The following is a 15,883-nucleotide window of genomic DNA, read 5'->3' on the forward strand; positions in this document are numbered from 1 at the left end:
CCCACCTGGCGATCGACTCGATACACTTTCCAACGCAGCATTGCCGAACGCAACGCGCGACGAAACCGTCACGAGACAGTCGCCGTCACTAGACTGTCACCGTCGCGAACCGCTATCCTGGCAAACCGGCTCCCTAGATCACAACCCCCAATCCTTTTTGGCTCTCCGCTGAAACAAAGAACCAATCAACGTGAAATTCGAAGACTTGGCACAACAAAGTGGCGAATGGATGCGAGGTCACGGGCCCGAGTCGGACATCGTGATTAGCAGTCGTATTCGGCTTGCTCGCAACTTGGCTGATTTCCCATTCATTCGAAAGTGCACCCCAAAGGATCGAACCGACATTGCCACGGCTGTTCACCGTGCTCTCGATTCCCTCCCGCTTTCCGCCGACACCGAGTACGTCGATGTCGCCAAACTAGGGGATCTCGATCGCCAATTCTTGATGGAACGCCAATTGATCAGCCATGAACTCAGCGAAGCTCAAGGCGCGCGGGCCGTGATCCTCGATCCCAACGAGCGATTCAGTGTCATGGTCAACGAAGAAGATCATCTCCGCCTCCAGGTTATGCAAAGCGGGCTAGATCTCGACGCGGCTTGGGAACGCATCGACCGACTCGATGATCAATTAGAAAGCAAACTCACTTACTCCTACATGAAGAAATACGGCTATCTGACCGCATGCCCCACCAATGTCGGGACCGGTTTGCGAGTTAGCGTCATGCTTCACCTTCCAGCATTGGTCGCTACAAAACAGATCGACAAAGTCTTTCGCGCATTGAACAAAATCAACGTCGCCGTGCGGGGACTCTTTGGCGAAGGCTCCCAGTTCATGGGTGATTTCTACCAAGTCAGCAACCAAACCACCTTGGGAAGGTCCGAGAAGTTTCTCATGGAAAAGGTCCGCGAGGTCGTCCCTCGATTGATCGAGTACGAACGCCGAGCTCGCGAGTTCCTGCTTGACGAAAACAAACAGGACCTTCACGACAATGTGAGCCGTGCGCTAGGGATCCTCTGCACCGCCAAGAAAATCAGCTCCGAAGAAACCATGCACTACCTGAGCAAGGTGCGGATGGGCGTGAACCTTGGACTGATCGATCAAGTCCAAATCCCAACCTTGAACAAACTCTTCATCCAAACGCAGCCCGCCCATTTGCAAAAAATCAGCGGCCACAAACTCAGCGTGACCGATCGAAATATCGAGCGTGCCCTCTACCTTCAAAAACACCTGGCACGTCGACCTCCGTCCGCTAACGAATCCCAAAACGCCGAGCAAAACTGACGCGATGCCCCAATCGCGCTGTGATGCCCAATCGCGCTGTGATGCCCCAATCGCTCTGTGATGCCCCAATCGCTCTGTGGTGGATGGGTACCTGCTGGTTGTCCGTTACTGGGAATTACGAACTGATGGCGAAGCGCATGTAGTTGAAGTGTCGGTAGATCTCGCTTTGCTCGAGCAGCTGTGGATGCGTCCCCGCCGCGACCATTTTTCCGTCCTTGAAGACCAAAATCTGATCGGCGCGTCGCAACGTGCTCAGCCTCTCCGGTAGCACGACCAAGATTGTGCGGAGGGACCGGAGTAATTCTAAAGCCCGCAACGAATCCTGCTCTTCTTGAACCGACACGCGCTGCCTCGGCTCATGGGCCACCACCACCGATGGCTTCTTGATCAACGCTCGGAGGACGCCCAATCGAAACAATTGGTCCGGAGGAAGACGTTCGTCGTTGCTAGATAGGACCGTACCCAATCCATCCGAAAGATTGAGAATCGGCTCCGCAACATGCGCGCGGCGCGCCAAGTCGAGAACGTCGATCGTCGCATCCTTGGGCATGCCTGCCCAAAGGTTTTCTTCAAGCGATCCATCGAGAATCGGACCTCGCTCATTGATAAGCAAGGTTCGTTGTCGAATCGAAATCGGATCCAGATCGATCAAATTGCGTTGGTCGATCAAGATTCGGCCGCTCGCAGGTAACCCAAATCCCAGAATCATCTCCCCGATCGCTTGCCCCGTCGCAGCATCCAACGAAACAATAGCCGTCAGCTTGCCTGGGGTTAAATCGATACTCACATCCTCGAGAATCTTGGCTCGGTCCGTGTCGCGAAAACTGACATTTTCAAACCGAATTCCGTTCGCAATATTCGCATCGATCGGTGCGCCTGCCGCGCCGACTCGCATAGAAGGAACCGCCAGGTAGCTTGAAATCGCTTTCGCAGCCTGCATCGCATTGCTCCGTTTCCTCAAGGATCTGCGAATGCGAAAGATTCCGTTCACCGAGACCAGAACACACCCAATGAGCACGACGAATTCTCCCACCCCGAGTGGCGAGCCTGGCTCCAAGACCCGAACGGAAATGACGAAAAGCAAAAAAGCGCCGAGAAGCACGGTTGCCGTCAGCAACCAAGGGGAACGCACCACTCCGTCGTCGGCTAACTTGCTGTGCGCCTGATGGAACGCGTCGACTTGCCTGTCGAACATCTGCCTCGTATCGATCCGAGAATCGACAGATTCGAGCAGCGGTGAGGATTCGCACAAATAGATCAACTGCTCATGCGCATGCCGTCTTCGCTCCAGATAGACCGGTCGCTGCTTGCGATACACCGCGTCGAGTGAACTCGTAAGCCCCCAAAGGATGATAAACACTAGGATGCACAGAAGTGTCAACCACGGCTGGATCAGACATGCTAGCGCTACGCAGAGCACGATTTGCAACAGGTTGCGAGGGAAGACGCGATACCAATCTGTGAGGGCCTCGCGTACGCGAGGCAAGTCGGTTTGGATCAGATCGCGTAGGATGCGACGCTGACCCGAGATACCCTGATCCGTTGACAATGCCCGCGACTGATCGAATAGCCGCTGCAGCAAGTTGGAAGTCCAATACAACGCTGCTTGCAAAGATGCAGCCCGGGTCGCGTGCAGTGTCCATCGCTCTAACGCGAACACGCATGCGATCAATGCAATCAAACAAAGAGCGCAGCGAAGGGTACTGCCTCCACTCGGGAGCCAATCGGTCGATAACTGGATCCAATTCCCCAATGTCAGGAGGCTTGGGAGTTCGCGAACCGCGCCGCTCTCGATCGCTTCCCCTCCCGTTTCAAACAACAACTCGGTGAACCAGCCCAGGAGTGCGAGGAGCAAGGGGAGGCCGATTGCAGACAGGGCCCCAAAACCGATCGCCAGCCAACGGCTTGTCGGTACCGACTGACCCTCGGCAAGCTTTTTCCAGACAACCTGCATCGTTCACTCTTCTTGTTGTTGGTGCCCTGTCGCGAATGCTCGCACCATGCTCGGCCGAGCTCCATTTCTCGCTCTACTATAGTTGGAACCTCCGAGCCGTTGGTAGTCGTACGACTCCTTAACCCTATCAGCCAACACTCGCGAGCATTCAGTTGGGGGTCGAGGAAAGCTTGCCGGTCGCAACGACTCTGACGATTTTACGGGGCGAATAGGGCTTGGGCCTGCATGTTGGGAGCCCTTGCGTCGATTCCAGACCGCATGTTGCGAAAAGTCAACCTAGATTCAAGGAGAAGGATCGTGCTCGCAACATTGGCACCCCACTGGCGCCCAAATCGGTTGCGAAGAAGCATCGGAGGCTGATTCCCGAATCGCAATCCAGTCTCCTTTATTCAACAAAACGCATGCAATCCCCAACAAGGCTTCTGATCGCTGATGACGACCGCTGGCTCTTGGAATCGATGGCCGATTGGCTTCGACAAGAGGGGTTCGCGGTCGAGACAGCAAGCACCTGCGCCGAAGCCTCGCAAGTATTCCGCGCCCGCGAATTCGACCTCATGCTTTTCGATGTGCGTTTCGACGATGGCGACGGTATCAAGCTGCTCAAGCAGGCCAAGAAGGTGAAGCCGGATGTTCCGATCATCATGATTTCTGGATATGCGGGGCCCGATGCGGCGCGCGACTCCATTGCCGCAGGGGCGTTCGAGCTTCTTACCAAACCCATCATCGATGACGAATTGCGAACAGCCATCGAACGGGCTCTAAGCCAAAAATCGATTGTCGAGGAGAACGCTCGCTTGAAAGCGGAACTCGATCGGCGATTCGGTTTGGAAAGCGTCTTGAGCCACGACCTTCGGATGCTGAAGATCTTCGACACGATTGACCAAGTGGCCGATACGAAGGCTACCGTTCTCATCACGGGAGAAAATGGAACAGGAAAGAGCATGATCGCTCGCGCGATCCATAAGAAGTCGACGCGTCGCAAAGCCCCCTTCGTGGAAGTCGCTTGCGGAGCCTTGCCCGACAACCTGCTGGAAAGCGAACTCTTCGGCCACGTTGCTGGAGCGTTCACCGGCGCCATGGGGAACAAGATTGGGAAGTTCCAAGCAGCGGATCGGGGAACGCTCTTCTTGGACGAAATCGGTACGGCCACCCCCGCGCTGCAAATCAAACTGCTTCGCGCTTTGCAAGAATTCGAGTTCGAGCCACTCGGTGGTACCGAGACGATTAGCGTCGATACGCGCGTTGTACTCGCGACCAACGAAAACTTGGAACAAGCGGTTCAGGATGGAAAATTTCGGCAGGATTTGTATTACCGCATCCATGTGATTCATATCGAGCTGCCTCCCTTGCGAGAACGTCGCGATGACATCCCCGTCCTGGCAAACCATTTCTTACAAACGGCCTGCCGAGAACACGGGCGATCAGTGGATGGATTTACGAGCGACGCGATGAACCGATTGCTTGAGCATTCCTGGCCGGGCAATATTCGAGAATTGGAAAATGCGGTGCAGCGCGCTGTGCTGCTGACCAAATCGAGCACGATTGGACGGGACGCATTACCGACCAGCCTGCTGCGTACCGTGCCCTTTGCACCGGAATCCAACTCATCCCGCGCCTCGCAGCAAACGGGCCAGCTAGCTGCGCCAAGTTCTTCGTCGGTGGCCTTGCGTCCCAACGAATCGCCGGCGACAGTCATTAGAGTGCCGGGTGCGATAGCGACGTTGAGCGAAGCCCTCGAGGAACCCGAGCGCCAGATCATTCGCGCCGCGCTCGAGGCCAATCAATGGAATCGCAACGTCACCGCCGATTTGCTTGGGATCAATCGGACAACACTCTACAAAAAAATGAAGAAGCTCGGGATCGACGAATCACCCGTTCGATAGCTCGCTCCCGGTGAGCGATATTCCGCAAAACGCACGAAACGACTGTCTCGGAGCTTTTCCCCTGCGCTGCAATCCAACTCGGTATCTGCAATCCAGCTCGGTGTGTTCAAGGCAGCTGCAGGGCGATCCAATCTAAAAACCGAGCGACCGCTTCTTGCTGTCTGCGCGTTCGGCTTTCCCAATCCTCCGCGTCAGCGGGGGGGCCGGCAGCCAGTCGAATCCCAAGCTCTTGCGACGCCCCGCTTCGGAAGCGAATGGCGAAATAAACCGCACCATCGAGGCCTGGGGGGGCACCTGGCCCCAGATGCCCAGTCACCGCGGCGGCGACGGTCGAGCGCGGCGTATGGGCTAGCATGGCCAACGCCAGTTGCCCGCTCGCCCATGGGCTGACAGGTCCACGATCCGGGTCGGCCAAACCAGATGGATCGATTCCTAGCCAAGCCGTTTTGCTCTCCGTCTGGTACACGACCTGTGAGCCGCAAAAAAACTCAGAGATTCCAGGTATTCTTCCCAGTTCCGCGGCCGCCAAGCCTGATGTACAACTCTCCGCTAGAGCGAGTTGGTGCCCCGAGCTACGCAGCTTGTTTCGAATCTTCAATAGAGTGAAAACCGATAGGGTGGAATACAATGGAGTGTTCACACATGAGCCCTTACGCGAAATTGCATCGCAAAACGATCCCGACGAACAACATGATTCAACATCGAAGTGATAACACAAGCCGATTGATGACGCGAGCGAGGCCAATCGCAGGAACGGCCATCCCGTCGTTCTGCTTTGAGACGATCGCAGAAATGGCACGCTACGCGGCACACATCGTCGCTGGGCTTGTTCGAGAACGAGCGGCGTTGGGCCAAAAAACCGTCATCGGTATGCCTGCGGGCTCCACACCTTTGACCACGCTTCGCGAAATCATCCGATTGCATCGCGACGAAGGTCTTGACCTCTCCAGCGTGGAACTCTTTTTGCTCGATGAGTACTACGGACTCCCCGCCGACAGTCCACAATCCCACAAATTGTGGCTGGAAACCCAACTGCTGCAACACGTCAATATTCCTATCGAACAAGTCCACGTGCTAGACGGACAGTTGCACCAAAACGATATCGATCTGCACTGTCGGCGCTACGATGAAGCGATTCAGCATGCAGGTGGGTTCGACCTTGTTTTGCTTGGTATCGGGATCAATGGTCATATCGGCTACAACGAACCCTTTTCGGTAAAACGCAGCCGAACAAGACTCTGCACCTTGGACCCGATTACACGCCGCGGTGTAGCGAGCGATTTTTTCGGCGAAGAGAATGTGCCGACGCAAGCATTGACGGTTGGTCTCAGCGGAATCTTGGCAGCGCGTCGCATCCTGTTGTTGGCGATTGGCGAGCACAAGGCGAAGATCGTTGTGGAAGCGCTCGAGCGTCCGATCAATGACCGGGTTCCCGCGTCCTATTTGCAGGAGCATGGGGACGTTCGCGTGCTGCTGGATGGCCCTGCTGCATCGCTTCTCAAGGGAGCGTCGACACCCTGGCTTCTCGGAAATGTCACTTGGGACGACGAATTGATCAAACGAGCCACTCTATGGCTTTGCAATCAAACAGGGAAAGCGTTGCTGAAGCTGGACGCTGACGATTTTCGAGCCCACGATCTGCACCAACTGCTGCGGCATCATGGCCCTGCGGAATTGATCGCGCAGAAGGTGTTTCGATGGATGCTCGATACAATCGATTACCATCCCGCAGGGAATAGCCCCAAGAAAGCCCTTTGCTTTAGCCCCCACCCCGATGACGACGTTATCAGCATGGGTGGAACGCTCATCCGATTGATCGAAGATGGGCATGACGTTCATATCGCCTACATGACGAGCGGAAACATCGCCGTCTTTGATCACGACGCCCGGCGGGTCGCAGAATTGGTGGCGGACTACAACCAAATTTTCGAGATCGATCGTGAGCGATCTTCGCATCTGGCGGAGGATGTGAGGCAGTCGATCGTTAACAAACGGCCGGGGCATCCCGATCCTGAGACCATCCTCAAAATCAAAGGGTTGATCCGTCAAAACGAAGCGAGAGCAGGCGCAGCCGCAATCGGTTGCAAAGAGACCAACCTCTATTTTTTGGACCTGCCATTCTACCGCACCGGCACCATTGCAAAGAAACCTGTTGGGCCGGAGGACATCGCGATCATCGAAGATTTGCTGATCCGAGAGGCGCCCGACCAGATTTATGTAGCGGGTGATCTCGCCGATCCACATGGTACCCATCGCGTCTGCGCTGAAGCCATTTTCGCGGCGCTCGCAAACATGAAAGAAAGAGGAGACAAAGTACCTGACGTTCTCCTCTACCGAGGGGCTTGGCAAGAGTACCCGCTGCATGAAATCGAAATCGCTGTCCCGTTGAGCCCAAGCGATTTGGCCCTCAAGCGGCAAGCGATCTTTATGCACGAAAGCCAAAAGGACAAAGCCCTTTTTCCTGGCTCGGACCCTCGCGAATTCTGGCAGCGAGCGGAAGACCGCAATCGGGGAACCGCCGATTCCTACAATCGCATCGGTCTCCCCGAGTTTTTTGCCCTCGAGGCATTCGCCCGGTGGAAGGGAAATCCCATCTGACACTCCCTGCCATTCGGGGGTAGCACTAGTGGAACCGCCCCCTCGCCGATAAACTTCTGCAAATTGTCGGACAATAAGCAGTCGGCGTGAGTTTCCTTTTTGATTGCATCGCGGGAAGTTTTAGTTCCATGAGAGTTTTGGTCGTTGGGAGTGGTGGTCGGGAACACGCCTTGGCTTGGAAAATCAGTCAAAGTCCACGCGTCACCCGCCTCTGGGTCGCCCCCGGGAACGCAGGAACGGCATTGGAGGCCGAGAACGTTCCCATCGCCTCGGACGATATCGCTGGGCTGGTAGCCTTCGCCAAAAAGGAAAGCGTGGACTTGGTCGTCGTCGGCCCTGAAGTCCCTCTCACCCTCGGCTTGGTCGACGAATTGGCCAAGGTCAAGATCCGAGCCTTCGGGCCGAGCAAGGCCGCTGCCCAGCTGGAAGGAAGCAAAGTCTTCTGCAAACTCTTGCTGCGACAAGCCGACGTTCCGACCGCGGACTACCAAGCGTTTCGGGATGCCGACAGCGCGATGCGATATATCAAAGCCCGCTATCCGAACGAACGAGACAAAGCGCCTGTCGTGCTCAAAGCGGATGGGTTGGCCAGTGGAAAAGGGGTCATCGTCTGTTCGTACCGCGACGAAGCCCTCGAAGCCATCGATCGAATCGGGCGAAAGAATGAATTCGGACGCGCCGGCTCGCAGATGATCATTGAAGAGCGGCTCGAAGGTCCCGAGGCCAGCGTGCTCGCAATCACCGACGGGAAAACGATTCTCACGTTGCCCAGCGCCCAGGACCACAAAGCTGCCTACGATGGGGACAAGGGTCCCAACACAGGGGGTATGGGTGCTTACTCGCCAACCCCCGTCGTCGGCGACGATCTGTTCGAAACGATCGAAGATAAGATCCTGGTGCCGACCATTCACACCATGAAACGGAATCGCAAACCGTTTCGCGGGGTCCTCTACGCAGGCCTGATGTTGACCCAAGCTGGCCCGAAAGTCCTTGAGTACAACGTGCGGTTCGGAGATCCCGAATGCCAGCCCCTTCTGATGCGACTCCAAAGCGACTTGCTGGATATCCTCGAAGCAACCGTCGATGGCCGATTGGATGAAATCGATCCCCCTGTATGGGATCCCCGTCCTGCGATTTGCGTCGTCGTCGCGAGCCAAGGCTATCCGGGGGCGTATGAAAATGGCCGTCCCATCACCGGATTGGAGAAGGCGGCTGACATTCCCGATGTGAAGGTATTCCACGCCGGGACCAAACTCGTAGACGGCACGGTCGTGACCAACGGCGGTCGAGTTCTTGGCGTGACCGCATTGGGCGCCAATCTATCGGCAGCCAAACTCAATGCGTACACCGCTGTCCAAGCGGTTCGCTGGCCCGGCGCTTGGTGCCGAAAAGATATCAGCGACAAAGCAGCCGCCTACTTGGCCGCTGCCGTTGGCGAAAGCTAACGAGCAGGGTACGGGAATCTTCGGCAAGGTGCGGGAGCGTGCGAGCCGGTGCGGGAGCGCGAGGGAGAGTGCGGCAGTGTAGCAGGACACGCATGCCTGCTTAGAACGGCATCTCATCATCGTCCAAGTCCTCATCGCCGTCCCCATCTCCATCCCCTTCATCGTCCTCATCGAGTATCTCGTCTGCGGAAGCTCGATAGCCTTGAAACGCGACTCCAGGCCGATCATGCAGTGGCTCCTCATCCGGGGTCACATCCATGATTTCAGGTTCGATCGAATAGCATAGCCTCTGCGCATCCAACGCCAGTGCGGCCGCTTGTTCGGAGTCATCGGCCAATACGCCCCAATGGGCAACGTAACCGGTCCAATCCGCTTGCTCGGGCAAGCAACCGGGGAACGACTCCCACTGATCGTCCAAAGGCTGCAGAACGCTGACATGGAATAGCTGCAAGTCGCGTGGTTTCTCATGGGACCGTCGCTCTGCAAAATAGTCCTCCGGAGTCATCCCGCACTGCAACAGCCGGGTCTCCACGTGCTGCTGAAGATCCCGAGCATTGGGAATGAGTTTGGCAGCGCGCCACAGCCGATCCATGGCAGAGGATATACCACCGTGCGTCAAAGCATCCGAGGAGACGAGCGATCGGGAAAGTCCATGGGTGATGGAATGGCGAGCGCGTTCGAAGCTCCCCATCATGGCATATGCCTCGGCTTGGATGGCATCGATATGGACACCGATCCCCTCGAACTCCTTGATTTCTTTCGCAATCGCCTCGAGCGCTTCGTCCGGCTTCTTCAATTCCAGCAGTCCGATTGCGAGATAGTAGTAGGACCAAGGGACAGGAGGGAAGCGTTCTAGCAACGTTTTGAGATAGCTAACCTGCAGCTCATGCATGCTCAAAGCGTGCGCCCGCATGGCCGCTTCAAAGTACAACTCAGGGCTGCTTCCCCCTTCTCGGATGCAGAGATCCAACACGTAGTGGGCGTCGCTATTTCGTTCGGTGTTCATGTAGATGCGAGCCAAAGCCAACGCCGCATCCTCGCGCGAGCGATCCAGTTTGAAAGCCCTCGCATAACAACGTTCGGCTTCACCCGCGTTGTCGATATACTCAAAAATCTCCCCTGCGCGATAGTTGTTGTTGACACTATTCGAATCCAATTGCAATGACTTCCGCACCAATTGATCCAGTCGCTCGCTCTCGATGACTGCAGGAGGAAGCTCTTCGCTCAGATTGGCAAAATCCAGATTCGAAAACTGCTCAAAGCGTTCGGCAGCGTTCACCGCCATCCCGAGTCGCGCCAACAGCGAAATCAAGTAACCGGTCTCCTGGAATCCAGAAACCAATCCGTTTGCCCAAGTCCAAATGGCTCGATAATCGCTTCCTGGACTGATTAGATAGATCATGAAATAGAGGGCACGACCAATATCCTCTGGGTGGCTCCAGTCCCGATTCTGACTCAGCAGTAGCTCAGACCGAAAGGCCTCTATGTCCATGTCTTCCGCCGAAGCATCGCGGGCCGCTTGAAGGCGCTTCGCGAAATCCTCTAACCAACTGAAGAGAGGGGTATCCGAGGAAATCGGGTAGTAGCCGGCCGGAACCTTGTCGGTCTCCGTCTCGCCCGCAGTAGTTGAAGTGCCTTCGCTGGCCTCTTCGCTCTCTGCTGGCATCGCCGCCAAAGGAGTCGGAGTCGGTTGCCGATTCTTTTTCAAGACGGTACCAATCGGAGTGATTTCGTACTGTGGGTCCAAGATCTGCGTGAGTCGCCGCACAGAATGCCAGTCATTCGACTTTGTCGCCGCCCCTTCCAATGGTGCAGCGATTCGTTTCGCGGATTCCCAGTCCCCTTTAAGTCGTTTGATCGCGACGAGTCGAATCCCAGTTTCTAGCCACTTTGACGTCGCATGGGTTTGTTTGAGCGAGCGAATCCAAGGCGTAAGGAGTTGTTCGGCTTCGGACCACGAACTGTTCATCGCGTGCTGGAGCGCTGTCAAGCAATCGACATCGAGATCGTATTCGGGGCATTCATCTCTGGGAGGAAGCTCCGTGAAGGCTTGCTCAACGCGATCGTCGAGAGCGAGGCCTTCGAGGGTGTCGAGAGTATGGAGTTCGAAGGCAACTGAGGCCTTGGCTCCGAGAGGATCGTTGACCGTGCTCAGTCCGGCCAGCTCCCAAGCTTTGTCGAGACGTTGGCGTGCGCTGTCATGCTGCCCATCGAACAAATCGAGGGTCGCTAGCTTGAGGATGGCGAGCCATCGACGATCCCCACGATCGGAGAAATCCCCATCCTGCTTGAGAACTTGGTTGCAGTGATACCGAGCCAACTCGTAATCGTCGGCCGCCTTGTGAATATCACACGCATATTCCCGGAAGCAACCGATGCAGGATAGTTTTCCAATCCGTCGACAGACATCCATTCCGCCGGTGAGGCACTCCTGCATCCCTTCCGAGTTGAAGCCTTCGATTTCGCCAGTAGCCTCTGCCAGGACCTCGTAGGCGCAGGCGCACATCGCGTACTTCAAACCTTCGTATTCATTGAGCTCCAGTTCCGGTTCGATCTTTCGGGCCTGCTCTTCGTTTTCAAAGATCGCGATCAACTCGATCGCCCGTTCGCGAACCATCTCGAACTGGAGCCGACGCTGCGCGAGATTCATCTGAAAGAAGGTCGCGATGACGTAATACATCAGGCTGCATTCCGATTTGGCGCGATGACGAAGCTCCCCGTAGAGGAGAAAGGCCGACTCGCAAAAAGACCGCTCCATAAGCTCGCCCGCCCGTTGGCTCATGCCCGCAAGCTCTTGCGCGGTGGCTTCCTGTTCCTTTTTGGGCTGTTTCGCCAATTTGCACTCCGATTCCTACGCGTTTGCACCCCTGCCGAACCCCCGCCTCGCCAAGTGGGGGGCGCTCTCCGAGAATTGTAGCGAAAAAAAGGTGCTTCGGTCCTGAATCCACTCCCTCCCATCCTGTTTCACACCCCCTCCGGCTTCGAGTTTCGGAAAGATTCCGCTATAACATGTCCCCTTTGAAGCTCTCCATCCTTCCCCACCGGTACCCTCGCGAGGGGAAATTGGGGCTGGCTCGTTAGCACGGTAGTTTTTCCCTCTCTTGCGGCGTTCGATCATGACAGAGAAAAAGTTTCGAGTTGCGATGGTTGGTTTGGGTTTCGGCGCCGAGTTCATCCCCATTTACCAGCGCCATCCGAACGCAGAGGTCGTTGCCATTTGCCGCCGAAATGAGAAAGAACTTCATGCGACGGGAGACCGGTTCGGAATTGCAAGTCGCTATCAAGAATTCGAGAAGGTACTGGCCGATCCCAATATTGATTTTGTCCACATCAACTCGCCTATCCCCGACCACGCTTGGATGAGTATCGAAGCGCTACGGGCTGGCAAGCATGTTATGTGCACGGTCCCGATGGCAACGACCATCGACGATTGCGACAAAGTTTGCCAAGCGGTTGCTGATACCGGGCGGAAATACATGATGGCGGAGACCGTTGTATACAGTCGCGAGTTTCTGTTCCTCAAAGAGCTTTATGAACGCGGAGAGCTGGGGAAGATCCAATACATGGCAGCAAGCCATCCTCAAGACATGGATGGTTGGCCTGAATACTGGGAACGAATGATTCCAATGCACTACGCGACACACGTCGTTTCGCCGGTTCTCGGTTTGGTAAATGGAAGCGCCGAATATGTTTCATGCTTCGGGTCCGGTACCATTCGCGATGAATTAGTCAAAAAATCAGGCAATCGATTCGCGGTCGAAAGTTGCCATATCAAAATCAAGGACAGCGACGTCGCAGCTCACATATGGCGATTCCTGTTCGATACCGCCCGACAATATCGCGAAAGCTTTGACGTCTACGGCACGAAAAAGAGTTTCGAATGGTCGCTCGTCGAGGGTCAGCCGCACGTGATCCATACAGCCAAACTCCCCGAGCACGAAATACCGATGCTGGTCGAAGTCCCCGACTACGCGCATTTGCTTCCCGAACCGATTCGTATGTTCACGCAGTCGATCCAGGACGCAGAGCACCTTTCGTTTATCCAAGGGGGCGGACATGGCGGCTCGCACCCCCATCTGGTGCACGAGTTTGTTTCGGCCTTATGCGAAGACCGCGACCCATGGCCTAACGCCATCACCAGTGCGAACTGGACCTGCGTTGGTATTTGCGCCCACCAGAGCGCACTGGAGGGGGGCAAAATCGTTCCGCTTCCCGCATTCACCTTGGCTCAATAATCGGCGCAATCGGATATGCAACAAACGGTCTTCCATCATCGGTTTCCCAACGGTCTCGTCCTGCTTGGAGAACCGATGCCTTGGCTGGAGTCGGTCGCCTTTACCCTGTTGACACCCGTCGGAACGGCGCATGAGCCATCAGGACGAGAAGGGCTCGCCGGCCTTACCTTGGAAATGATGCAACGAGGAGCAGGAGAGTTCGATTCCCGTGCCATCGTCGAGGAGTTGGATTTTCTCGGAGTCGAACGTTCCAGTTCGGTGACAACGTTTCATACTTCGATCAGCATGGCTTCGATGGCAAGCGTATTCGAGCCCACGCTCCGCATTGCAGTTGCCATGTTGCGCGAGCCCCATTTTCCAGAGGACGAACTGGAGGAGGCGAGACAATCGTGCCTGCTCGAGCTTGCGTCGCTAGAAGATGATCCGGCTCAAAAGTGTTTCAAAGAACTGAAACGCATTCGCTTTGGCGAAACCTATGGCCGTTCCTCCCTCGGAACCGAAGAGGGACTTACCGCCATCGATATGGACGACTGTCGCTCGTTTTGGGAGCAAGGCATAACGTCGCACGGCGCGATCCTTAGCGTTGCTGGCAATTTCGAATGGGAATCGCTTATCCCCCTGGTGGAAAAACTGCTTGGAGACTGGGATGTCGGCAAATCCCCGGAACCACCGGCCGTGGTCACGATTCCTCAAATCAAGCATCTCTACCACGATAGCCAGCAGACGCATATTGCGTTGGCCTATGATTCGGTTCCTTATCAACACCCTGAATACTATCGTGGCCGGGGTTTGGTCGGCATTTTGAGCGACGGAATGAGCTCGCGACTGTTCATCGAAGTCCGAGAAAAGCGAGGGCTTGTGTACGCGGTTTCCGCTTCGGTGCACTCGCTTGATCGTTGCGGCAGCGTTCTCTGCTATGCAGGGACAACCGCGCCGCGAGCGCAGGAGACTCTCGAGGTGACGCTTCAGACGATTCAATCTCTCGCCAATGGAATCGATCCCGATGAGCTTTCGAGATTGAAGTCTCGCGTCCGTACCTCGCTCGTGATGGAACAGGAGAGCAGCAGTTCTCGCAGTTCTCAAATGGCCTACGATTGGATTTACCTAGGGCGCGTCCCCACTCGACAGGAAGTGCTCGCAGAGGTCGAGAAATTGACTTGCGAAAATATGGTCGAGTTTTTCCGCAAACACCCCCCGAGCAATTGGACGATGGTCACCATCGGCCCCGAGCCCATCGTATTCCCCTCTGGAGCAATCGCAGATGCAGTTTCGTAGCGAAACGCTGGACAATGGCCTGGAAATTATCGCTGAGGTAAATCCCTCCGCGTTCAGTTTGGCTCTTGGATATTTCGTCAAAACGGGCTCGCGCGACGAGTCGCCTGAGTTGGCTGGGGTCAGTCACTTCCTCGAACACATGATGTTCAAAGGAACTGCAAAACGAACTTCGGTAGAAGTCAATCGCGAGCTCGACGACCTTGGTTCACAGTCCAACGCTTACACGAGCGAAGAGCAAACCGTTTACTATATGAGCGTTCTCCCTGAGAACCAATCGCATGCGATCGACCTTCTTAGCGATATGATGCGTCCCTCGCTGAACGACGACGATTTCCAAATGGAACGGCAGGTCATCATCGAAGAGATCGCGATGTACGACGACCAGCCCCCATACGGCGGGATGGAGCTCGCCATGGAAGAATTCTTCGGCGACCACCCCCTTGCCCGACGCGTGCTGGGAACCCGAGAAACGGTCGGTGCAATGTCCTCCGACGCCATGCGAGCGTACCACCGCGCTCGCTATGCACCCAATAACTTGACCTTGGTAGCCGCTGGTGCCGTTGACTTCGATGCCTTGGTCGCCGATGCAAAGCGATTGACCCAACAATGGGTTCCGTCCGACGCAACGCGACTGCTGTCGAAACCGGCCCCCCGGGAGAAGGAATCGACTTTGGTGCATCCACCTGCAACGCAGACATACACGTTGCAATACACAACAGGCGCGGGTTACAACGATTCCGCTCGCTATACGTATCGCATTTTGAGTTCGATCTTAGGAGATGACACGGGTAGCCGTCTCTTCTGGGAATTGGTGGACAACGGATTGGCGGAATCGGCGGTCAACTTCACCCAGGAATTCGAAGAGTGCGGATTGTTTTGCAGCTACATGGCGTGCACGCCGGATGCACGACGAGACAATTGGGAGCGACTCGAAGAAGTGCTTCGAAACGGTCGAACCAAACCGATTCAAGATCGTGAAATCGAACTGGCGAAGAACAAGATTTGCTCGGGCATGATCTTGAGTTCCGAGCGCCCAGGCAATCGACTCTTCACCATAGGAAACGCTTGGTTGAATCGCGAGAAATACGAGACGGTTGCCCAATCGACCCAGAACTACCAACGGGTCACGAAAGACGAACTTCAAGCGGCGTTTGAGAAATTGGCGGATCGAAAGAGCATTACCGTGAGCGTCGTCCCCCAGGAATAATTTC

Annotated in this window: 10 protein-coding genes; 7 read left to right on the forward strand and 3 right to left on the reverse strand. The window is 55.7% G+C overall.

Features of this window, described 5'->3' with window-relative positions:
- The first annotated feature begins 229 nt into the window (after positions 1–229).
- Positions 230–1,282, forward strand: coding sequence for a protein arginine kinase (locus SH467x_RS03255; RefSeq protein ID WP_482371336.1), 1,053 nt, complete (start codon positions 230–232; stop codon positions 1,280–1,282).
- A 115-nt stretch (positions 1,283–1,397) separates the two neighbouring features.
- Here SH467x_RS03255 and SH467x_RS03260 read toward each other — a convergent pair whose 3' ends face one another.
- Positions 1,398–3,236, reverse strand: a complete 1,839-nt coding sequence (locus tag SH467x_RS03260; protein ID WP_482369859.1) for an ABC transporter ATP-binding protein — start codon at positions 3,234–3,236, stop codon at positions 1,398–1,400.
- 401 nt (positions 3,237–3,637) lie between these two features.
- On the opposite strand from SH467x_RS03260, the gene SH467x_RS03265 reads away from it, so the two are divergent.
- Positions 3,638–5,119 carry a sigma-54-dependent transcriptional regulator gene (locus SH467x_RS03265; RefSeq protein ID WP_482369860.1) on the forward strand — a complete coding sequence of 494 codons (1,482 nt, stop codon included), beginning with the start codon at positions 3,638–3,640 and terminating at the stop codon, positions 5,117–5,119.
- Positions 5,120–5,225: 106 nt separating this feature from the next.
- On the opposite strand, the gene SH467x_RS03270 is transcribed toward SH467x_RS03265, so the two are convergent.
- On the reverse strand, positions 5,226–5,759 hold the full coding sequence (locus SH467x_RS03270; protein WP_482369861.1) for a CinA family protein: 534 nt from the start codon (positions 5,757–5,759) through the stop codon (positions 5,226–5,228).
- 2 nt (positions 5,760–5,761) lie between these two features.
- Here SH467x_RS03270 and SH467x_RS03275 point away from each other — a divergent pair, with 2 nt between their 5' ends.
- Positions 5,762–7,717, forward strand: a complete 1,956-nt coding sequence (locus SH467x_RS03275; RefSeq protein ID WP_482369862.1) for a 6-phosphogluconolactonase — start codon at positions 5,762–5,764, stop codon at positions 7,715–7,717.
- A gap of 128 nt (positions 7,718–7,845) precedes the next feature.
- Positions 7,846–9,162 carry a phosphoribosylamine--glycine ligase gene (gene purD / locus SH467x_RS03280; RefSeq protein ID WP_482369863.1) on the forward strand — a complete coding sequence of 439 codons (1,317 nt, stop codon included), beginning with the start codon at positions 7,846–7,848 and terminating at the stop codon, positions 9,160–9,162.
- A gap of 100 nt (positions 9,163–9,262) precedes the next feature.
- Here purD and SH467x_RS03285 read toward each other — a convergent pair whose 3' ends face one another.
- A complete protein-coding gene (locus SH467x_RS03285) occupies positions 9,263–11,998 on the reverse strand; it encodes a tetratricopeptide repeat protein (protein ID WP_482369864.1) in 2,736 nt (911 codons plus the stop codon).
- 280 nt (positions 11,999–12,278) lie between these two features.
- Here SH467x_RS03285 and SH467x_RS03290 point away from each other — a divergent pair, with 280 nt between their 5' ends.
- Genes SH467x_RS03290 through SH467x_RS03300 form a run of 3 tightly spaced genes read left to right on the forward strand, consistent with a single transcriptional unit; the run spans position 12,279 to position 15,879 of the window.
- Positions 12,279–13,397, forward strand: coding sequence for a Gfo/Idh/MocA family protein (locus SH467x_RS03290; protein ID WP_482369865.1), 1,119 nt, complete (start codon positions 12,279–12,281; stop codon positions 13,395–13,397).
- Between the two features lie 15 nt (positions 13,398–13,412).
- Positions 13,413–14,672 (forward strand): M16 family metallopeptidase, encoded by a 1,260-nt coding sequence (locus tag SH467x_RS03295; RefSeq protein WP_482369866.1) that lies wholly within the window; start codon positions 13,413–13,415, stop codon positions 14,670–14,672.
- Positions 14,659–15,879: a M16 family metallopeptidase gene (locus SH467x_RS03300; protein WP_482369867.1), complete on the forward strand. Its 1,221-nt coding sequence runs from the start codon at positions 14,659–14,661 to the stop codon at positions 15,877–15,879. Before SH467x_RS03295 ends, SH467x_RS03300 begins: the two co-directional genes overlap by 14 nt.
- Positions 15,880–15,883 lie beyond the last annotated feature (4 nt).

This window comes from Brakhagea slesvicensis, assembly GCF_052161625.1.
Taxonomy (GTDB): domain Bacteria; phylum Planctomycetota; class Planctomycetia; order Pirellulales; family Pirellulaceae; genus JBKCUI01.